Origin of the sequence: Brevibacillus sp. MS2.2 (genome assembly GCF_013284345.1) — a bacterium.
In the GTDB taxonomy this organism is placed as follows: Bacteria; Bacillota; Bacilli; order Brevibacillales; family Brevibacillaceae; genus Brevibacillus; species Brevibacillus brevis_C.
Genome location: NZ_JABSUZ010000035.1, coordinates 37,700 through 57,352 on the forward strand (window position 1 = coordinate 37,700; position 19,653 = coordinate 57,352).

At 48.2% G+C, this 19,653-nt stretch carries 20 protein-coding genes, 1 riboswitch and 2 other annotated features; of the genes, 6 read left to right on the forward strand and 14 right to left on the reverse strand.

Annotated features, from left to right (window positions below; translation table 11 throughout):
* Positions 1-106 precede the first annotated feature (106 nt).
* Positions 107-715: a superoxide dismutase gene (locus tag HP568_RS24195; protein WP_012684750.1), complete on the reverse strand. Its 609-nt coding sequence runs from the start codon at positions 713-715 to the stop codon at positions 107-109.
* A 191-nt stretch (positions 716-906) separates the two neighbouring features.
* On the opposite strand from HP568_RS24195, the gene HP568_RS24200 reads away from it, so the two are divergent.
* Positions 907-1,677: a sulfite exporter TauE/SafE family protein gene (locus HP568_RS24200; protein WP_047073690.1), complete on the forward strand. Its 771-nt coding sequence runs from the start codon at positions 907-909 to the stop codon at positions 1,675-1,677.
* A 579-nt stretch (positions 1,678-2,256) separates the two neighbouring features.
* Here the strand turns inward: HP568_RS24200 and HP568_RS24205 are convergent.
* Positions 2,257-3,801: a 2-isopropylmalate synthase gene (locus tag HP568_RS24205; protein WP_173630455.1), complete on the reverse strand. Its 1,545-nt coding sequence runs from the start codon at positions 3,799-3,801 to the stop codon at positions 2,257-2,259.
* 66 nt (positions 3,802-3,867) lie between these two features.
* Positions 3,868-4,101 (reverse strand) — a binding site (T-box leader).
* A gap of 41 nt (positions 4,102-4,142) precedes the next feature.
* Positions 4,143-4,411: a binding site (T-box leader), on the reverse strand.
* An 81-nt stretch (positions 4,412-4,492) separates the two neighbouring features.
* Entirely contained in the window at positions 4,493-5,860 is a 1,368-nt protein-coding gene (locus HP568_RS24210) for an MFS transporter (protein WP_048031414.1), read from the reverse strand.
* 151 nt (positions 5,861-6,011) lie between these two features.
* Here HP568_RS24210 and HP568_RS24215 point away from each other — a divergent pair, with 151 nt between their 5' ends.
* On the forward strand, positions 6,012-6,893 hold the full coding sequence (locus tag HP568_RS24215) for a LysR family transcriptional regulator (protein WP_048031413.1): 882 nt from the start codon (positions 6,012-6,014) through the stop codon (positions 6,891-6,893).
* 50 nt (positions 6,894-6,943) lie between these two features.
* On the opposite strand, the gene HP568_RS24220 is transcribed toward HP568_RS24215, so the two are convergent.
* Positions 6,944-7,123 (reverse strand): hypothetical protein, encoded by a 180-nt coding sequence (locus HP568_RS24220; protein WP_012684743.1) that lies wholly within the window; start codon positions 7,121-7,123, stop codon positions 6,944-6,946.
* A gap of 21 nt (positions 7,124-7,144) precedes the next feature.
* On the reverse strand, positions 7,145-7,375 hold the full coding sequence (locus HP568_RS24225) for a YneF family protein (RefSeq protein WP_047073685.1): 231 nt from the start codon (positions 7,373-7,375) through the stop codon (positions 7,145-7,147).
* 161 nt (positions 7,376-7,536) lie between these two features.
* On the opposite strand from HP568_RS24225, the gene HP568_RS24230 reads away from it, so the two are divergent.
* Positions 7,537-8,325 (forward strand): N-acetylmuramoyl-L-alanine amidase family protein, encoded by a 789-nt coding sequence (locus HP568_RS24230; protein ID WP_048031412.1) that lies wholly within the window; start codon positions 7,537-7,539, stop codon positions 8,323-8,325.
* A 9-nt stretch (positions 8,326-8,334) separates the two neighbouring features.
* Here the strand turns inward: HP568_RS24230 and prpE are convergent, their stop codons facing one another.
* The 7 genes from prpE to HP568_RS24265 all read right to left on the reverse strand — a co-directional run bounded on the left by prpE (position 8,335) and on the right by HP568_RS24265 (position 13,893).
* On the reverse strand, positions 8,335-9,159 hold the full coding sequence (prpE, locus tag HP568_RS24235; protein ID WP_048031411.1) for a bis(5'-nucleosyl)-tetraphosphatase PrpE: 825 nt from the start codon (positions 9,157-9,159) through the stop codon (positions 8,335-8,337).
* Positions 9,160-9,334: 175 nt separating this feature from the next.
* Positions 9,335-9,964 carry a response regulator gene (locus HP568_RS24240; RefSeq protein ID WP_007721557.1) on the reverse strand — a complete coding sequence of 210 codons (630 nt, stop codon included), beginning with the start codon at positions 9,962-9,964 and terminating at the stop codon, positions 9,335-9,337.
* A 7-nt stretch (positions 9,965-9,971) separates the two neighbouring features.
* Positions 9,972-11,120 carry a HAMP domain-containing sensor histidine kinase gene (locus HP568_RS24245; protein ID WP_048031410.1) on the reverse strand — a complete coding sequence of 383 codons (1,149 nt, stop codon included), beginning with the start codon at positions 11,118-11,120 and terminating at the stop codon, positions 9,972-9,974.
* Positions 11,121-11,133: 13 nt separating this feature from the next.
* Complete coding sequence (gene liaF, locus HP568_RS24250; RefSeq protein ID WP_048031409.1) at positions 11,134-12,024, reverse strand: cell wall-active antibiotics response protein LiaF; 891 nt, start codon at positions 12,022-12,024, stop codon at positions 11,134-11,136.
* Between the two features lie 14 nt (positions 12,025-12,038).
* Positions 12,039-12,617: a class I SAM-dependent methyltransferase gene (locus HP568_RS24255; protein WP_048031408.1), complete on the reverse strand. Its 579-nt coding sequence runs from the start codon at positions 12,615-12,617 to the stop codon at positions 12,039-12,041.
* Positions 12,618-12,711: 94 nt separating this feature from the next.
* The gene (locus HP568_RS24260; RefSeq protein WP_048031407.1) at positions 12,712-13,407 is read right to left on the reverse strand and encodes a PspA/IM30 family protein; all 696 of its coding nucleotides are present in this window, start codon (positions 13,405-13,407) and stop codon (positions 12,712-12,714) included.
* Positions 13,408-13,491: 84 nt separating this feature from the next.
* Complete coding sequence (locus HP568_RS24265) at positions 13,492-13,893, reverse strand: LiaF transmembrane domain-containing protein (RefSeq protein WP_048031406.1); 402 nt, start codon at positions 13,891-13,893, stop codon at positions 13,492-13,494.
* 318 nt (positions 13,894-14,211) lie between these two features.
* Positions 14,212-14,351, forward strand: a riboswitch (cyclic di-AMP (ydaO/yuaA leader).
* Positions 14,352-14,355: 4 nt separating this feature from the next.
* Between HP568_RS24265 and HP568_RS24270 the strand changes: the two genes are divergently transcribed.
* The 3 genes from HP568_RS24270 (at position 14,356) to HP568_RS24280 (ending at position 17,197) form a co-directional block, all read left to right on the forward strand.
* Positions 14,356-14,877: a C40 family peptidase gene (locus tag HP568_RS24270; protein ID WP_173630456.1), complete on the forward strand. Its 522-nt coding sequence runs from the start codon at positions 14,356-14,358 to the stop codon at positions 14,875-14,877.
* A 214-nt stretch (positions 14,878-15,091) separates the two neighbouring features.
* Entirely contained in the window at positions 15,092-15,811 is a 720-nt protein-coding gene (locus tag HP568_RS24275; protein ID WP_048031404.1) for a response regulator transcription factor, read from the forward strand.
* Positions 15,812-17,197: a sensor histidine kinase gene (locus HP568_RS24280; protein WP_048031403.1), complete on the forward strand. Its 1,386-nt coding sequence runs from the start codon at positions 15,812-15,814 to the stop codon at positions 17,195-17,197.
* A gap of 190 nt (positions 17,198-17,387) precedes the next feature.
* Here HP568_RS24280 and HP568_RS24285 read toward each other — a convergent pair whose 3' ends face one another.
* On the reverse strand, positions 17,388-18,728 hold the full coding sequence (locus HP568_RS24285) for a cytochrome P450 (RefSeq protein WP_048031402.1): 1,341 nt from the start codon (positions 18,726-18,728) through the stop codon (positions 17,388-17,390).
* Between the two features lie 110 nt (positions 18,729-18,838).
* Complete coding sequence (locus HP568_RS24290; RefSeq protein WP_048031401.1) at positions 18,839-19,402, reverse strand: biotin transporter BioY; 564 nt, start codon at positions 19,400-19,402, stop codon at positions 18,839-18,841.
* Positions 19,403-19,653: the final 251 nt, after the last annotated feature.

Genomic DNA, 19,653 nt, shown 5'->3' on the forward strand with positions numbered 1-19,653 from the left:
ATCACAGTTACAAGTGTATCCAGAATCGATGCCGTTTCTTTCCTTTGAACAAAAAAGGCTTGCCGCTCCTAAAGAACGACAAGCCTTTTGACAGGTAAAGTTACAATTACTTCGCTGCTGCGAAACGTTTGCTAACTTCATCCCAGTTTACAACGTTCCAGAACGCGCCGATGTAGTCAGGGCGTTTGTTTTGGTAGTTCAGGTAGTAAGCATGCTCCCAAACGTCCAGACCAAGGATAGGTGTTTTACCTTCCATGATTGGGCTGTCTTGGTTAGGAGTAGAGCTGATTGCTACTTTTCCGCCTTCTGCAGTCAGCCAAGCCCATCCGGAACCGAAACGAGTAGTAGCTGCTTTTGCGAATTCAGCTTTGAAGTTGTCAAAGCTTCCGAAAGCCGCGTTGATTGCGTCAGCCAGTTCACCAGTTGGTGCGCCGCCGCCATTCGGGCTCATGATTTCCCAGAACAGTGTGTGGTTAGCGTGGCCTCCACCGTTGTTGCGAACAGCAGTGCGGATGGACTCAGGCAGAGCATCCAGATTGCTGATCAGCTCTTCAATGCTTTTACCTTGCAGGTCAGCGTGTGCTTCCAGAGCTGCATTCAGGTTGTTAACATAAGTAGCATGGTGGCGTCCGTGGTGGATCTCCATGGTTTGCGCGTCGATATGTGGTTCCAAAGCGTTGTGTGCATAAGGCAATGCAGGAAGTTGATGTGCCATTGTAACATTCCTCCTCAAATTATGTAGGTCAAGCTTACGACTTCATTATACTGTAACCCAAACAGTTTTTCAACAAATCGGTATGCAAAGTATATTAATCTATTTATTATTTCAAAGATTTCTATCTTGAAAACAAAACAGAGCGTGCTAGACTTGGATTATTACAAACGAAGAGAATCAGGTGATATCTAGTGGAAATGGACTTATCAACGATCGTACTTCTCGCCGTCTTTGGATTCGTTGCAGCATTCATTGACAGTACTGTTGGTGGAGGCGGACTCATCTCCCTCCCCGCCCTGCTTGGTCTAGGAATGCCCCCGTACCTTGCTCTTGGCACGAACAAATTGGCCGGCACAATTTCATCTGCTACCAGCTCCTACACCTTTATCAAGAGCGGTAAATTTGACAAGAAGCTCATGCTGATCTTATTTCCCGTCTCGCTGATCGGCGCTTATTTCGGAGCGAAAACAGTACTGTTCGTTCCCCAGGAGTTTTTGAAGATCCTTGTCGTTATCATGATGGCACTCATTTTCGTTTACACCCTTTTCAACAAACGTTTTGGTCAAGATTCCAATTACAAAGGGCTGACCAAATTTACGCTCGGCATCGGGATTCCTTTTACCTTTTTAATCGGCTTTTACGATGGATTTTTCGGGCCTGGAACCGGTTCGTTCTTTGTTTTTCTGATGGTGCTGTTGTTTGGCTATGATTTTGTGATTGCAGCCGGCAATGGCCGAATTTTGAATCTGGCCAGTAACATTTCGGCGCTTTTTGTCTTCACAATGGAAGGCAAGGTCGTTTTCATGACTGGTCTCATCATGGGGATCGCGATGCTTTTGGGCGCTAACCTTGGTGCCAAAATGGCCATCAAAACGGGAGTACGTTATGTCCGTCCGTTGTTCTTGGTCGTATCCATTACCTTGATCGTGAAGATGGTGTATGAGTTGATTTTTACAGCTTAGTTTAAAGAACTTCTTGTGTGTTGCTGTAGTGGTGGGGAGGAAACAGGAGAAAACGCTCAGATTCTAGGGCCACCCCCTGGGGGACCCTCTGCACGACTCCATGCAAAAAGCGAAACCGCGTCCAAAGTAGTCCATTCACCGAAGTAATTTCAGAGGTGGACGCTTAAGACCGTGTTTCGCTTTTTGCATTCCGTCTCGGTCGGCGTCCCTAAGATCTTCGCTTATTTCTCCTGTTTCCTCTACGAGCTGTCCCGTTCTTGAACGGGTTTTAAAGACTTTAAAAGAACGAAAGAATGTCATCAGCAACGCTAGAGAAGAATATTTCCAGACGTAGCGACTTGTGGAGTCCTACCGAGCGGAGAAGGGATTCGCGGGCAAAAGAAACGCAACCGTGCCCATACGACGTAGCGGCTACCACTTTTGCGTTTCCCCGCGAATCCCTTCGGAGCGGGCAGTCTTATCCCCCAGCAGGACGGAGCCTGAAGCCTAGTCTGGAAATATTCTGCTCCCCACTACAGCCATAAGCACGTGATGAGTCAGCCTGCAAACATCTACAGGCTGACTTTTTATGTTTGGCTCTTAGTTGGCCCCGACTGCTACAGTTTTGGCTTGATGATCACGCACCGCCTGATTGCTCGCCGCCATAAACGCCTGCGCGACCGCCATCAGTACATCTCGATGCTCGGCAACTCCTTTAAAATAACTTCCATTGGCGCTGACCGTCACGATCGCTTCGCCTGTCGCATGCTCTCCCGACGACAATGAATACAGCTCCATGTCCGTAAACTCCACGTCGAACGGCAGTGCCTGCTTGATGCCCGCTACCAATGCCTCAACCGGTCCTTCTCCGGTGCCAGAGTATGCTTGTTCTTCTCCTGTCGCATTGTTCGTAATCGTGCAGGAAGCCATACGATGTCCGGATGTGCCGGTGAGCACTTGCGCATTGACCAGTGTGAATGGCTCCAGTACCGCGTTCACCGTATGTCCTACCAGCTCAAGCAACTGATGATCCTGGACAACTTTTTGCTTGTCAGCCAGTTCTTTAAATTGGACGTACAGTGTCTCCATCTGCTCATCGGTCAGCTGTATCCCAAATTCGTTTACGCGGTGCTTGATCGCATGGCGACCGGAGTGCTTTCCGAGAATGATCATGTTGCGAGGTACCCCCAAGCTCTCCGGGTCCATGATTTCGTACGTGCTGCGCTCTTTTAAGAGACCGTCCTGATGAATCCCCGCTTCGTGCTGAAAGGCATTGCGACCGACAATTGGTTTGTTGAAAGCAATCGGGAAGCTCATGGCACGGCTCACCTTTTGCGAAGTGGTGTAAATGTGCTCCGGTCTGATGCCAGTCTCGGCATCCAATGCTTCTTTTCGCGTCTCAATTGCCATCACCAGCTCTTCCAAGGAGCAGTTCCCTGCCCGCTCACCGACCCCGTTGACTGTTACCTCGACTTGAGTGACCCCCGCTCGAATCGCTGCCAAACTGTTTGCAACCGCGAGTCCCAGGTCATTGTGACAGTGGGCACTGAACTCCACCTTGTCGCTGCCACGAACGTTTTTCATGACACGAGTGAACATGGCCCCATACTCTTCTGGAAGTGCGTACCCTACTGTATCGGGGATGTTGATAATGGTCGCCCCTTCTTCAATTGCCGCTTCGATCATCTCAAACAAAAACTCATCGCCAGTACGTGTCGCATCCATCGGGGAAAATTCAATCCGGTCTACATACTGTTTTCCGTACGCAATCATCTCGCGGGCAATCTTAATCACCTGCTCTCTTGACTTGCGGAGTTGGAAGTCCAGATGAATGCTGGAGGATGACAGAAACATGTGGAGTCTGCGACGCTCGGCCGCTTGTGTAGCCCGAACAGCAGCGTCGATGTCCTCTTTCACCGCACGAGCAAAGCCACAAATCTCCACGCCGTGCACCTCTTGCGAAATACGTTGCACCGCCATGAAGTCACCAGGGCTGGAGATTGGGAAGCCCGGTTCAATGACATCTACGCCGAGGTCTGCCAAGTGCTTTGCTATCACGATTTTTTGCTCAGGCGAAAGAGACGCTCCTGGCGCTTGCTCTCCGTCACGCAGTGTCGTATCAAAAATATGGATTCGTTTTGTCATGGGTAATGCCTCCTCAATTTTTTTAGTCGTATTTTCCGTAATAAAAAAAGCCCGCCGTCTCCATATACAAGAGACGACAAGCTTTTGGCTGCCGCGGTACCACTCTCGTTGATCCCCTCTTTTTCAAAAGAGAATCCACCTCGCTGTCCCGATGACGTGGGACGATCCGTCAAGGTCTACTGTATGTTTTCAACCTTGCCGCTCCCGGGTGAGATTCGAGCATTTCCTGACTGCGTCGCACCTACCCGCAGCTCTCTGGACAAGAAATTTGCTTTACTAGCTCCCGTTCTTCGCGTTTGTTCTATGTCGTTGTGAAAATCAAAAAGGCCTGCCGTCTCTATCGAAGAGACGACAGACCTTGTCTATCGCGGTACCACTCTCGTTGACCCCAGCTACTCGCCAGAAGTCCACCTCATGTACTGATCCTAGTCGATCAGCACAACCCGATCACGGAGGTTAACCGTCAGAACTTACTGCTCGATGCAGCGCTACATCTCGTTCAGTCCTGCCGCTCCCGGGCGAGCTTCACTGGCTTCTCTGACTGCGTTGCACCATCCCGCAGCTCTCTAAACAGATCAGTCCACTTACTGTTCCCGTTCTTCGCGTTATTGTTATTATTGTTTGAAATTTTATTCGGTTTATATCTGATTGTCAATGGAGGCTATCAATAAAATTAATTTTAATAACCCAATTAATTGATCTCTCTCACCGAGCTGCGGCCGAACTGTCTGTAATATAGGACGGCGAGACCCAGTATCACGAGCACTAAAGCGGAGTAAATATTGCTATAGACGGACGCTCCTGGATAGCTATTGAACAGATTCCAGCTCACAGCAGCTCCTCCATCAATCGTTTTGCCGTACAAGGTAGCGGCAAGTGCACCTGCAATAAAATTCAGCATTGCCATCAGTCCCATACCGACGCCGATCTGTTCCTTTGGTAGCGACTGCGAGATTGCGTTTGACATCGAAATCATCATAAACGATAGTCCGACATTACCAAAAATCAGAAAAACGGCAATGAGGAACGGGGATACTCCCGCAAAGGAAGAGAAGAGGACAAAGCTGCTCAAAAGTAGCGCAGACGCTGTGTAAAATAAATACGAATTCCCTTTCTTATCTGCAAGAATCCCGGCCTTTTTCCCCAAGAACGCGGTCACAATTGCTCCCGGTACCATGACAAAGCCAATGAGCCCCGGTGCCAGATGATTCACATTGGCCAACAACTGTGGACTAAGGAAAGCGAACGAATAACCACTCCCTATCATCAAAAAGGCAATAACCAGCCCGAGCGAATAGCGTTTGCTCCGGAATAAGCCAGGACGAACAAAAGGTTCTGCGGTCGTCCGAATTCTTACCAAGAACAGAAGGAATGCGAGGATGCACCCCAGTGCGAGCAACAAGCTCTGATTCGTAATAGATAGCAAAAGCAACGCAATCGTTATGGCGAGAAGCCCACCGCCGATCCAGTCCATTTTGACAGCCTCCCGCTCCTCCTCCTCCAAATACTTACGGAAAAAAGGCACGGCAAAAAGCGTGAACAACGGCATGCAGAACAGCCATCTCCAATCGAGCAGACTGACCAGCAAAGAGGAAAGAACAGGACCTAATGCGCTACCGATTGCCATCCCGGTCATGGAGATCCCTAGAGCTCGCCCCCTACTCTCTGGGGGAAAATAACGCACCGGAATAATGGAAGACGTCGCCGGAACAACTGCAGCTCCTGCTGCCTGCACAATTCTCCCAAATAACACCATGCCATAATTTTGAGCGAAAAACCCGATAACGGAGCCGATGGCAAATAGAATCAATCCGAATGTAAGCAAATGTTTGAGCTTGTAGGAATCGGCTAGCTTTCCGTACATCACGGTTCCAACCGCATAGATTAACAAAAAGGCAGACGTCACCCAGCTTACTTGGCTAAAAGATAAATGAAATTCTGTCCTGATTTGCGGTAACACGATATTGAACATCGTAGCACTCATCACCGTAATCATGAGGGTAAACACGAGTACGCGAAGAACTTTTTCAGCAGATTGTTGTTGTGGTTCGGTTTGCATATTGGAAAGACACCTCTCGTTATCACCGATTCTTCCCGGGAAGGTGATTGTTGGCCTTGCTTGTTGTTGTAGTTTATAATGATTTTAAAATAAACAAAAATATATCTTTTGACATGTAGTTGATATACCTGAGTATATGGAGTTGAATCAAATGGAATTGTTGCAATTGCACTATTTCCGAACAGTGGCCAAGTGGCAGCATATGACGAAAGCCGCCCAAGAGCTGCGGATTGCTCAGCCTGCTCTCAGCAAAACGATTGCTCGGTTGGAAGAGGATGTCGGGGTTCCGTTATTTGACCGCGAGCGAGGACGTATTCGGCTGAATACATTTGGGAAGGCGTATTTGGAGCGTGTAGATAAAGCACTGAACCTCTTGGAGGAAGGTCAAAAAGTCGTATCGGATCTGGCCGGAATGGAGCATGGTCGTATTCATCTGGCAACGTCGACCTTGGATTTGTTATCAGAACCGTTGGGCAAGTTTCTCGCCCTCCATCCCGATGTTCATTTCCAAATCACGCAAGCCTCCATTGAAGAAATGGCAACCCTCCTGGAGTCAGGCGAAGTGGATATTTGCTTCACGCATTTGCCGATCAGGGTGCCGGATATTTTGACTACGCCCGTATTGAAAGAAGATATTCACGTAGCTGTCCCCCGCACCCATCACCTAGCCAAACAAACCAGTATTCGACTAAGCGAGCTGGCTGAAGAGTCCTTTATCGGCTACAGAGAGGACTTTCCCATCCAAATGCTGTACGATCAGTTCTTTCAAAAAGCAGAGATTACCCCCAAATTCGCCTGTCGGGTAGATGATCCCGGCTCTATCCAAAAGCTGGTCCGCGCAGGTCTTGGCATCGCCCTCTACGGTTGTATCAGTCGGGAGGAAGACCCTCACCTTGTCATGATTCCGATCGAACACCCGATCTGCCAGCGACATTTTCAAATGATTCGGCACGAAAAAAGATATCTCTCCCTGGCAGCACGCAAATTCTGTGATTTTATCATCCGGTATTTTGCTGAATCTCTTGAAAAATAAAGCCCTTTTCCAACAGAAAAAAGCCTGGCATCATTCGCCAGGCTCTTCCCCTACTCTTGCTTTCTTTTTTTCATACGTAAAATGATGCCGTCAATGAGCAGTCCAATCCCCGCTCCGTAAAAAGGGGCCGCAAACCGAGTTCCTTCAGCAAGCGGCAGGTCTTTCAAATACACGATAAACACTCCAACAATAAAACCGATCATCGTGTAGCGCAGCCGGGTCGCCCCCATTAAACGACACTCCCTTTCACGCTACTTCCCGAATTTATTTGGCATTTTCATGTTTTTCATCGTACGGCTCATTTGTTTAAGCTGCTTTTGGTTGAGATTCATCCCCATTGAACGGGCCATGGCTTGAAGCTGCTTTTCGTCCATTTGCATGTTGGACATTTGTTTTTTCAATAAATAAGTCCCTCCATAAAATCCACCAGCGAGACCGATTAACAATGTAACAATTGGAATTACCCAGTTGTACCAAGCCATCAATACATTACCATCCTCTATACGTAATTATGAACTCTTTTATTGTACCATAGTTGGGCTATCTTCTGTAAATTGTGATTAGAAAACTTGGAAAATGAGAACACTGCCCTCAACAACATCTTTGTTTCAAGCATATTCTAATAGCAAGAGGTGAAGCAACTATGGCTCCAATTGTGATTCTGGACGCTGGACACGGTGGCAGTGATCCAGGCGGAGGCAACAACACGCAATTTACCGAGAAAGATATGAATTTGCAAATATCGCTCTACCAATATAATCGCTTTTTGGATTTAAATATTCCTGTCGCGATCACACGGACAACCGATGTGACTCTGACGAGTGAGGATCGGACTGCCCTGGTTCGAAACAGCGGCGCTCGCTACTGTATATCCAACCATATTAACTCAGGTGGCGGCCGAGGCTCCGAGGTCATTTACTCGATTTATGGCCCCCCAACCTTTCCCCAATTGATCCAGGATGCCCTGGCAGCGGAAGGGATGCCGAATCGACGCATTTTTACGCGGACACTGCCAGATAATCCGCGACTCGATTACTACTTCATGCACCGGGAGACTGGCAGCGTGGAGACAGTAATCGTCGAATACGGCTTTGCTGACAATGCTTTGGACGCAAATAAACTGCAACAGGATTGGCGAGATCTCGCGGAAGGGGTAATCCGGGCATTTTGCACGTACGCTAAACTTCCTTACCAGCCCCCTACGACTCCTACTTCTACTCCAAAACCTACTGCAGCACCGACCCTTGCTCCCACCACTTCTCCTGGAAACGGAGGAGGGAATGTGCCTGACTGGAAGCAGGAAGCCGTCAACTGGCTGTATGATCAAGGCTTATTAACCGACGAACAATGGCGTCAACAGCCTGACCAACCTCTGCCACTCTGGGCACAAGCTGTCATCCTGAAGCGTTTATTCGAAAAGCTTAAAACGTAACGTCTCCCTTTAATCGTCTGCCTTAAAACGGGTAAGTGGCGTATCCGCTAAGCCCGAATAGTTTCTTTTTGCTGGCACACTCACCAATTCGTCCTCTGGGTAGCGATAGGCGGTTAGCATTCCGCCGAAGACACATCCCTGGTCGATGTTGATGGTGCCATTTTTTCGTTTTGGCTCTGGATGCGGATCATGTCCCCATACGATTATGGGCGAAGTCACTTTTCGTTCTTTTGCCCATTCTCTACGGATCGGGCGCCCATCCGGTCCCGTCCCTGCCACATCGCCATATCGGCAAAACGTGTATACCGCAGGCGAATCCATTCCTATGTAATCATCGCGAATCCCCGCATGAACGGCGACCGCTACTATTTTTTCATTCCGTTTGATGATCATGTGCGAAGGCGAAGAAAATAGCAATCTGCGACTCTGTTCTCGCAGCAAGGAGGCCTTCTTCGGTCCGTATTCTTGCTGATACAGCCGAATCTCCTCTTCTACCTTTTCATCTCCGTGAGCCAATGTCACTGGTCTGCCATCCAACCAGCGAGCTACTTTCCATCCGTGGTTACTATCTACCATCTCAGCCAGACCTGCCGTGATATGATGGTGAAAAAATTGCAGCATCTTGATTGAGTAAGGCCCACGACTCGTGATATCACCGAGGGAAAGGAGCTTTCGGCCGTGGGGATGGCGATATGTACCGTCTCGGGTTTGTTCATATCCCAAGCGTTTGAGCAATTCTATAAATTCGTCGTAACAGCCGTGAACATCGCCGACGATATCCACACCATTGTCAGCCGAAAGCACCTTGGAGCGTGTTTGAGGTTTGTGCCTCATAGCCCGTCCCTCCTTTCCGTCATCTATCATTCGTTACTTACTATCTTTACCACATCTGCGAAAAAAACTCACGGCTTGTGTATAAGAAAAACGGTTTAAACAAGTAAACGCGCGAAAGAGCCCCTGTTACCCGAGGAGCTTTTTGGCGCGTTTACCTATTCATGATGGTATGTGATTAGCCTAAGCTATGTGTATGCACGTAAATAGCCGCTTGCGTGCGATCCTCCACATTCAGCTTGGCAAGAATGTTGCTCACATGAGTCTTGACCGTTTTGATCCCGATAATCAGCTCATCTGCAATCTCCTGGTTGGACTTGCCCTGACCGATCAGCTTCAAAACCTCCAATTCACGCGGCGTTAGTTGCTCATGGGGATGGGACTCTTGACCGTGACGGAAACGGGCCATAATTTTTCCTGCTACCCTCGATTCCAAAACTGGCTCACCCGCCGCAGCAGAGCGGATTGCCTTTGCAATCTCGGCCGCACGTGAAGTCTTCAGCAAGTAGCTGAATGCCCCCGCTTCAATGACCGGATATACCTTTTCATCATCAATAAAGCTAGTCAAAACAATAACCTTACTGGAAGGACAGCTTTCACGAATACGCCGAGTCGCTTCCACACCACCGATGCCTTCCATGACCAAATCCATCAGAACGACATCCGGGCGCAGCTCTTGCGTCATCCGCACGCCTTCTTCTCCACTGCCTGCCTCTGCTACGACTTCAATATCGTCCTCTGTAGACAAATAAGCAGCCAGACCCATCCGAACCATTTCGTGATCATCTACCAGTAGTACCCGAATCACCGAGCCTTCACCCTTCCCGTTCCGTCTGTGACATTAGAGGAATACGCACCTCAATTTGCGTCCCCTTCCCAATTGCCGAGTAAATCTCCATGGAGCCTCCGACCTCTGCTACGCGCTCTTGCATACTGCGTAAACCGTAGGACGTCATTTTCTCCCCATCCGGATCAAAACCAACACCGTCATCCGTTACTCGCAGGCGAACCTGCTCTTGCAGCGTAAACAGCTTCACTGTAATCTGGGTAGCTCTGGCATGCCGCAATGTATTGGACAAGGATTCCTGCAAAATGCGGAATAAATGATCCTCAATTCCACTCGGCAAACCTTCGACGTCTTCGATCTCCCAAGTTAGCTGCATGGTATTTTTACGCGTCAGCTCATCTAAAAGTTCCAGAACGGCTTCCTTCAATGACTTGTTTTGCAACGTAGCCGGACGAAGATGCAAGAGCAATGCCCTCATCTCCGCTTGTGCAGCTGCTGCCATCTCTTCGACCAATTCAATCTGTTGTGCTGCACGTTGAGGATTCTTTTCTACAAGCCGCTTCATCGCCGCCGTCGTCATAGCGATGGCGAACAACTGCTGGCTGACTGCATCATGCAGTTCTCTCGCCAATCTCTGTCGCTCCTCTGTTACCGCTGCATGCTTCAATTGTTCTGCGAGAGCCGCATTGTGGTTCGACAGCCGCTGCAAGGATGCCACTTGCTCTTCCCATTGCGAAGCCAAGCGATTGATCTGCCATCCTAATTCGCCAACTTCATCGACTCCCAATTCGGGAACCCGATACGACAGCATCCCGCGCCCAAGTTTCATGGCAGCTTCCCACAGTACACTGAGTCTCTTTTTCAACAAATTCCCGATGATATAGGAAATGATCAATGCTACTAAGACACCTGCAGGCAAAGAGACAACAAAAGCAGCAAGCTGAATCAAGCCCTCTGGATCGGCAGGCAGATTAATGCCTATATATTCTTCAAGCCACCACACGAAGTTGCGGTCGCTGATTACTTCGTTGTACCACCGATGAATCCCCGGATGATCTTTCCATAAAAAGTATAGCCAAAAGAAACAAATAAACGCGGCAGTAACTGCACTGACGGCCAGTAACATGCCATAGCGCACGTATTGCCACTGAATACTTGCCAATCGCTGTCGACGCATCCGCCAGTACCTCCTAGATGTACTTGACTTTTATATCGCCGACAAGCAGCGAGATATGCAAGTTTACTTTTTGCAATGCTTCATCATACTGATCTGAACGAATCTTAACACTGCGATTGATACCTCCCTGACGGTGGCTTAGCACCTCCAGGTCACCAATACTCAACCCTGCCGTTACCGATACAGGAAGATCGACAGGCACATAAATCGTCACATCGCCTACCCAGCCCTCTACGACAAGAATCGCCTCATCCCGTATCAACACTGCCCGGGAAAGATCAATCACGACATCCCCGATTCCATGCCAGACATGTAAGTGATTCAGTTCAAAACGCCCCGAGGTCAGGTGATAATCTCCAATCAGAGAACTGCGGGAATCTTTTGGCAACGTGTCGTCAGGTGATGAAGACATTCCATCGTGATGAGGAATTTTGCCACTAACATGCTTCCATTTATTCCAACTGTCTAGCCAAGGGCGTTCCTCTGTTGAAACCTTTACGTCACTCTGAACACTCGCATCACTTGTCATAATCGTCTCCGCAGCAGACGGGGTCTCCCTATCGCCTAAAGGTTGATTCGCACGTTGATCTTGTCTGCTGCTCTTGCCCCGAATCAACTGAAACCCGAAATAAATAAACACGATTGGCACTGCAATCTGGAACAAATCATCGATCCCGACACCAAACCACATATCCATCGCGATGATGGTCCCCAGGGAGATTAGAATCCCTCCGCCAATCCTAGTTTTCTGCCCCCACAAACGAAGGCCGAAATAAATAAGCACCATCGGCCACAAATCAAACAGACCGAACGAAATGATACCCAAACTATCTAACAAAAGGCCGATTCCCGTAAAAATAATCAGGATACCAGCCAACATTTTGTGCAAACGGGACAGTTTCACAAAAGTCTCCTCTCTCACGCCCCATGCTGATCGTTTTCACTTTGACCATTACGACAGGTATAGATGAATGCAGGCGGAATGTTCAACAGGGTAAAGTCGATCTTGACCCGGGGAAAACGATCCTGCAACTCAGCTTGGAGTTGTAGCGAATATTGGAATGTAATAAATAGGCCCCCTGGCTTCAGTACAGATTGAACTTCGTCCAGAATTGCTGCCCGCAGCTCTTGTGGAAAATTGGCGAATGGCAGACCTGAGATAATGACATCTGCACCTGCAAGGTTCTGCTCCTCCAAGTAAGACCTAAGTTTAGTCGCTTCCTCCCTGACAGGAAGATCGGGAAAACGTGATTGAAGCATAGAGCGAAAATGGGAATCTCGTTCCACAAGCACGTACTGTGTGCCGGGACGCAAGCGCTGATAGATCGTTTGGGTAAATGCCCCTGTACCAGGTCCCAGCTCCAGGATCACATCGGTTGAAGCCCAATCGACGCTTTTCAACATTTGCTCACATAAAAAACGAGAGCTAGGGATTATACTACCGACGCGTCCAGGCTCAGCGATAAACCGTCGCAAAAAGACCAAGAAGTCCTGCAAGAATCGTACCTCCTAGGGGAAAAGCAGCCTGATATACACAGGCTGCCGAATTGACACAATCTATTCTACACCCAGTCCCCCAGTTCCTGTCGAATTAGGATTGTACTGGTTTAGCTACCGGTGTTTTCACTTCATTGATGGATGCTTTGATGCTGGCAAGTTCTGCATCGAGATCATCCTTTTCCAGGTCAGACAAAGCGTTCTCCCAAGCGCGGTTCGTTTGGCGCCATTGTCCACTCATTTGCGCTTCTGCTTCCATGCGCATGACTTTCTCTTCCATGCGGGCGAAGCCACGGCCTGCGGACTGATTGCCGATACCGACAACTGCTTGATTCACTTGCTTTTGTGTACGAGCTACTTGTGCACGTGCCATCAGTGTGAACCTTTTCGCACGCATTTTATAGAACTCTTCCTTCAGCTCAGCCAGCTTCTCGCGCATTTGCGTAGCTGCCTCGGATGCTGACAGGTAGAGAGCTTCATATTCCGCTGCACGGCCTTCGTACTGCTTCTTGTCAGCGAGTGCTCGACGAGCCAACTCATCTTCTCCCTCAGTCAAGGCGAGCTTGACTTGACGATCGCGTTTTTCGATCAGAGCATTGGCTTCGTCCAATTGCTGGCGGAATTTCTTTTCCAGTGCAACCTGACGGGCAACCGCTACTTCAACTTGTCCGATTTCTACTTCCATGTCACGCATATATTGATTCAGCATTACTACCGGATCTTCCATTGAATCCAATGCATCATTTACCGAAGCTACTGTCAGGTCACGCAAACGTTTAAAGATACTCATTATTTTTTCCTCCTCATCATATCACATCATATTGTTCATCCAAAAGACTCTTGCGACACAGTGTTATTGCGGTTACCAAAACGGTTATGACCGTTTGGTTACGTTTTTCTCCCAAGCGTCTAGCGTATCTTCCTTTAATACTTTTTGGGCCCATTCACGCTCCCAAGCAGGTGGAGCTTGTTTAGGTTCTTGGCTGGGACGCAGTAAGCGATATCCCAGATAAATCACCCCAATGGCCAGAAGTGCGTGAAATAGTAGGTCAAGCTTGCCAATCAACATCAGGAACCCGAATAGGAAGACCAGGATTCCCCAAAAGCGTGAACCGGTTTGTCCCATAATCTTTTTGGCACCGTATATCATGATCACACCGGGAATGATGAACCCGAGCAAGTCTCCGATATCGATACCCACCAGATCTAGTAGAACCAACCCACCGACTAGCAGCAGAACCAGCCCGAGTAGAACTTTGCCAGACCGTTCGCTCATTACTCGCTTACCTCCATTCGTTTTGCATGTGGTGCTTGTGGAACGTTATGCCCTTATTGTAGCCCTCGGTATAGGCTTCCCATAACGGGCGTGCGGTTGGTTTTTCCCTCCGTCCTTGGACGGAGACAATTTCCTGCCCTAATCGGACGAGCTGTCCCACAAGGCAGAACCAGCCCGCGTCGAACGGCGGCTTGCACTGTCGAACGAAAACGTTACAGCATTTGACGGTATTTTTGTGACGAATATGTGAACGAACAGATAAAAAGAAGGAAAAAAAGGACTCGCGTAGAATCTTCGTAAGAGTGCGTGTAAAAAAACATCGAAAAATAGCCGAATTCCGCTTGGCGGAAACGGGGGAACCACGTTTTTGGGGTGAATGGTTGCTACTCCTAGCAGCCTAGGGCGTCCTTTCGACCGAACCCTTCAGCTAACCTCGTAGGCTCACGAAGGGAGCAGTTTCTTTTGCGCAAGGTGGTTTTATCTTTATTTATGGCTGGATTGCTTGCTATGGGGGCAGGCGCTGCACAGGCTGCTGAGGAGAATTCTCTCAGTGAAGTAGTCAGCGACTTGTACGGTACCCCTTACAAATCTTCCGGCTCGTCCAAAAAGGGCTTTGACTGCTCCGGTTTCACGCGCTACGTATTTGATGCGTTAGGTGTAGACCTGCCTCACAATTCTGCTTCCCAGTACGAATTAGGTACAGAGGTAGCCAGAAAAGATTTGCAGCCAGGCGATCTCGTGTTCTTCAATACGAACGGTCGCAGCATTTCTCACGTGGGTATCTACATTGGAGACGGCACATTCGTGCACTCGGAATCTGGTCGTGGAGTCGTCAACACCAAGTTGAACGATCCATACTACTGGAGCAAGCGGTATGTAGGCGCCAAGCGTCTCAGCGTTCCTGTTCTAGCGAAAGCAGAAACTCCGAAAAAGGAAAAAGCGGTGCAAGCTGCATCGTTGCCGGAAAAACCAGCTCAAAAATAGTCGTTCGGCAAAATAATAAAAGCCAGGGACACTCCGTCTCTGGCTTTTTCTGACGAAATTTAGTACCTGGTCTAAAGATGTACCCCCATATATTCGAACAACTTAATAACTTACGGGGTTTCTTCCCCTGATCAGGTCAAAGCATGTTATGATAGACAAGACCCATTCTTTGAATGGTATTCCTTATTAATAGAAGTAACTGGGGGTTGTTCCGGTGAAAGATCACATTTTAATTGTCGATGACAATCTGGAGATTATTGAACTGCTAGAAGACATTTTGGAGAACGAGGGCTTCACCGTTTCCTCCGCAGAGAGCGGAGAAGATGCACTCTCCCTGCTCAGCCAAGGAGACCGACCCAACCTGATCCTTTTGGATATTATGATGCCCAACATGAGTGGCTACGAGCTCTGTTCTCAAATTCGCCGTGAGTGGGATTTGCCTATACTGTTTCTCAGTGCAAAAGGAAAAGCGGTAGATAAGGTAGTTGGCTTCGAAATCGGTGCAGACGATTACATCACGAAGCCCTTTGATACAGAAGAGCTGCTCGCTCGCATTCGTGCTCACCTGCGCCGCTATGAGCGCATTCGCAAGCATACGGAAGAGCAGCCTGAGAAGGAAACGGCCTCTTCTCCGATTACCGTTTTGAAATTCAAGGACCTAGAAATTCATAAAGAAACGTATTCCGTTTATGTATGTAATCAAAAGATTGAGCTCTCGACAAAAGAATTTCAACTGCTCACATTCCTCGCAGAAAATGCCGGCATCGTCTTTACAAGAGAGCAAATCTATGACCGTGTCTGGGGATATGGTTATGGCTCGCTCAATACAGTGACCGTCCATATCAAAAACCTCCGTGAAAAGTTGGAAACAGAGCGTCAGTTCATTAAAACACAATGGGGGACAGGCTACGTATTTATCGGGGAGAAGCTTTAAATGAGCTTACGCAATAAAATTTTTCTCTCCTTCATTGCCTTGATCACACTCAACATCTTGTTGTTTAAATTTGTTTTTCAAGACATTATTGTCGCTCAACTCAAAAATGATCGGCATAATCAGTACCAGGCTGAGAAGGAAGCCGCTGAGAAGGTCATGCTCAATCAATTGCTTCTCGTCAGTAATTTCAAGGACCCCATCGAGCGTTTGGAGCTTGAAAAGCAGTTGCCAGACGACGTGATGTACCGCATGCTCGTGAAGGATGCCAATGGGAACACCATCTACAGCAAAACATCACGCGCCTATAATTTGAAAATGCCTTCTCCCTCCGCATCAAACCGTGGCGATTCTGCCAAGCAAAGTGACCTCAAAGTGGTCGCTGAGTACCATTTTCAGCAGGAGCCACCGCGTACAGGGGAGATCGTTGTTTATTTCTACACAGATGATTACGACATGATGGCTACGACAGGGGTTTCCATGATGCTTTGGTTTATTTATGGAAGCATTAGTCTGGTAGGATTGGTTCTGCTCGCATTGTTCGTTCGCTGGATACTACGGCCCGTGAACGAATTATCGCGCGTCACCCAAGAAATCCAGGAAGGGAAACGGTTAGTGACATTTACGTATCGCTCGCATGATGAGTTTGGACAACTCTTTCGATATTTTGGGGATATGGTTGATGAGCTTCGCTTAGCGGAAGAAAGACAGGCCGAAATGATTGCTTCGATCGCCCACGACTTCCGCACACCACTCACCACGATTAAAGGATATGCGTCATATATCGGCTCCGGTCGTGTGACGGATATGACCAAAATACAGAAACAGATGAGTAAAATCGAGCTAAAAACGACGGACTTGGAAAAACTGCTGGATGAGTTGCAGGACTTCACCGCCCAAAGCTCCGAAGTCCGACTTAACATTAACCGCATTCATGTCAAAAGCTTCTTGAGAGGAATCATTGAGGACTATTTGCCAAGAATCAAAGAAGCAGGCCTCACCTTTCACTGGAAGCTGCGTATTTCCAATGAACTACACATCGAAGCGGATGAGACCAAGCTGCGTCGTGTCATGGAAAACTTGTTGAACAACGCCATTCACTACAATAAACCGGATGGCTCCATTTACCTTACTTGTGATCAACGAGAAGGGCATGTCCTTTTTACTGTGATCGACAAGGGAGAAGGAATCGCCTCTGAAGACTTGCCGAAGATTTTCACCAAGTTTTATCGGGCGGAAAAATCACGCAATCGCAACAGTGGCGGTACAGGCTTAGGCTTAACAATTTGCAAGAGCATCGTCCGGCTTCACGGCGGAGATTTGATGGTAAACAGTGAATTGGGAATGGGAAGCAGTTTCTCCTTCACCATCCCCTTCTTCCACGGGTAGCTTTCACAAGCTACCCTTACTTTATATAGATTTATTCCTAGTTAATTATTTCTTTATATTTTACTTGTAAAATAATTTTTGTAAGCATGTTGCTTTCAGTGATAAATAACCCCCAGTTCGGTATCTGACACAATCGGCGAAACCGTAGTGATAAGATGCCTCTTTTTTTGCCTTCTATTTCCATTTTTTTCTATCTTTTCTCCAAACGCATCGGCAGTCCGTTCTTGGGACGCAAGGTGACCAACGGCTCGGGCTCTACTGCCTGATTCGGTTCAGCCAGTCGTAGTCGATATCGCTGTGCGATCGTCGCCAATAGCAAAGCTGCCTCCATCAAAGCAAAGTTGTTTCCGATACAAACACGCGGCCCACCGCCAAAGGGAAAATACGCATAAGCAGGGTTTCGTTTTAAGAGGTCACTGTCAAAACGCTCTGGAATGAATTGTTCAGCCTGCTCATAATAGCGTGGGTTACGATGCATGACATATTGGCTCATCATCAGCGTATCGCCAGGCTTGTACGTGTGACCGCCTATCTCAACCTCTTCTACCACTTCCCGGTTAATCGTCCAGGCCGCAGGATAGAGCCTCAGCGTTTCCTGTACAATGAGATTCGTATACTTCAACTGGGGAAGATCCTCGACTGTCGGCAGCTTTTCACATAGCACCGTCGACAGCTCGTCATGCAGCTTTTTCTCCACCTCGGGATGAGTAGCCAGCAAATAGAAAATCCACGACATGGTATTCGCAGTCGTCTCATGACCAGCTACAAAAATGGTCATGACCTCGTCGCGCACCTGCTCATCTGTCATTCCTTCCCCATCATCTTCATCACGCGCAGCCAAAAGCATCCCCAACAAGTCCTTGTGCTCTTCTCCTTCGCTATTACGACGAGCTTCGATCAAGGAATAGATCGTTTTGTCCAGCAGCTCACTCGACTCCAGGAACTCCCGATTGCTTTTGGTAGGTACGGACAACGGAATGTCGATAAAAGAGGAGCCTTTGTTTGCCACGTATTTCAAACCGACATCGATGGCATGTCCAATCTGATCGGCGCCTTCCTTGACGGTTTTGCCAAACATAGTCTCTGTAATGATCGCAAGGGTTACTTTCATCATGTCCGAGTGAATATCGCGCAGCTCCCCTGTTTTCCAATCCGACATCAGATCAACTGCTTGGCGGACCATCACCCCTCCGTAGTTGGCGATACGCTCTCGATGAAAAGCTGGCTGCATAAGACGCCGTTGTCGCAGATGCTTTTTTCCTTCACTGGTGAGAATTCCATCCCCTACAACAGGTCGTGCCGCCTGTAGTCCTTTCCCTTTTCGAAAATGCGCCTGCTTGCTGACCAAAACCTCTTTGATGTGATCCGGATTCGTTAACAGGTAAACATGGCGGGAAGGACCGAAGCGAAAATGGACGACTTCTCCATGTTCTTCTGCTGCGTCGCGGATGAACTGAAGCGGCGAGCGGCGAAATGCCATCAGGTTCCCTGAGATCGGAAGGCCTTTTGGGCCGGTTATCGTGATATTCATGCGTCTCCTCCTTTTTACATGCAAAATCCTACCGATAGTATCCGGCACGATAAGGAGATTATGCGAAAAAAAGCCACCCGAACTTCGGATGGCTTACGAAATCATTTTGTTTATCGTGTAACTGGTTGATCTGTGCGCAACAGACGAGAAGCAATCAGTCGCTCGCGTACCTTAATGCCAATCAGAGAAGCCAGAACTGCTTTGACAACCCCTACAACGAGGAAAGGAGTTACACCAAAAGCGACAGCTTTATCCCATGGAATGTCCATGACGTATTTGAGCTGTACAGTACCAAAAGCGAGTGTGACAAACATGCCAATGATGTTGGCGATGATGGCGTTTTTCAAGGTGAATCTTGTTTTCTCCAAGTAAAGCCCGGTCACATAAGCGGTTGCAATAAACCCAAATATGTACCCGCCGGATTTGCCGACCAATACTTGCAAGCCGCCTTTTGCCTCGCTGAATACAGGTAATCCGACTGCACCGAGCAAAACGTAAATAACCAAAGCCAGTGTCCCGTATCGTTTTCCCAAAATAGTCGCCGTCAGCCCTACTGCTAACGTTTGCGCGGTAATCGGAATTAACGGCAAGGGAATAGTCACCTGCGACAATACCGCAGTCATTGCAGCAAAGATGGCAGAAAGCAACAGCCATCTCAAGCGTTCGTTTCTCATGCGTACTAGCCTCCGTTTTGTTAACTAAAAATATCATAAGGTTAACAAAATAATAATACGCATCTGCCCTTTTGTAAATCCCCGTTCTTTCCGCTTACCTTTTTGCTTGTTGATCCATGTGTAGCTGCAGCTTTTGAAGTGACTGAACCGTATGATCGATTAATTCGTTCAAGTCATCGATGTTGCCTTCATCAATTTTCCGATGAAAGTCCAGCGTCACCTGATTGGTTATTTGCTTCGGCGGCCAATCG

Excerpts from the sequence above, each read along its gene's own strand:
- HP568_RS24195 (WP_012684750.1), bottom strand. The coding sequence starts at position 715 with ATGGCACATCAACTTCCTGCATTGCCTTATGCACACAACGCTTTGGAA.
- HP568_RS24205 (WP_173630455.1), bottom strand. The coding sequence starts at position 3,801 with ATGACAAAACGAATCCATATTTTTGATACGACACTGCGTGACGGAGAG.
- HP568_RS24210 (WP_048031414.1), bottom strand. The coding sequence starts at position 5,860 with ATGCAAACCGAACCACAACAACAATCTGCTGAAAAAGTTCTTCGCGTA.
- HP568_RS24215 (WP_048031413.1), top strand. The coding sequence starts at position 6,012 with ATGGAATTGTTGCAATTGCACTATTTCCGAACAGTGGCCAAGTGGCAG.
- HP568_RS24220 (WP_012684743.1), bottom strand. The coding sequence starts at position 7,123 with ATGGGGGCGACCCGGCTGCGCTACACGATGATCGGTTTTATTGTTGGA.
- HP568_RS24225 (WP_047073685.1), bottom strand. The coding sequence starts at position 7,375 with ATGGCTTGGTACAACTGGGTAATTCCAATTGTTACATTGTTAATCGGT.
- HP568_RS24230 (WP_048031412.1), top strand. The coding sequence starts at position 7,537 with ATGGCTCCAATTGTGATTCTGGACGCTGGACACGGTGGCAGTGATCCA.
- prpE (WP_048031411.1), bottom strand. The coding sequence starts at position 9,159 with ATGAGGCACAAACCTCAAACACGCTCCAAGGTGCTTTCGGCTGACAAT.
- HP568_RS24245 (WP_048031410.1), bottom strand. The coding sequence starts at position 11,120 with ATGCGTCGACAGCGATTGGCAAGTATTCAGTGGCAATACGTGCGCTAT.
- HP568_RS24260 (WP_048031407.1), bottom strand. The coding sequence starts at position 13,407 with ATGAGTATCTTTAAACGTTTGCGTGACCTGACAGTAGCTTCGGTAAAT.
- HP568_RS24265 (WP_048031406.1), bottom strand. The coding sequence starts at position 13,893 with ATGAGCGAACGGTCTGGCAAAGTTCTACTCGGGCTGGTTCTGCTGCTA.
- HP568_RS24280 (WP_048031403.1), top strand. The coding sequence starts at position 15,812 with ATGAGCTTACGCAATAAAATTTTTCTCTCCTTCATTGCCTTGATCACA.
- HP568_RS24285 (WP_048031402.1), bottom strand. The coding sequence starts at position 18,728 with ATGAATATCACGATAACCGGCCCAAAAGGCCTTCCGATCTCAGGGAAC.
- HP568_RS24290 (WP_048031401.1), bottom strand. The coding sequence starts at position 19,402 with ATGAGAAACGAACGCTTGAGATGGCTGTTGCTTTCTGCCATCTTTGCT.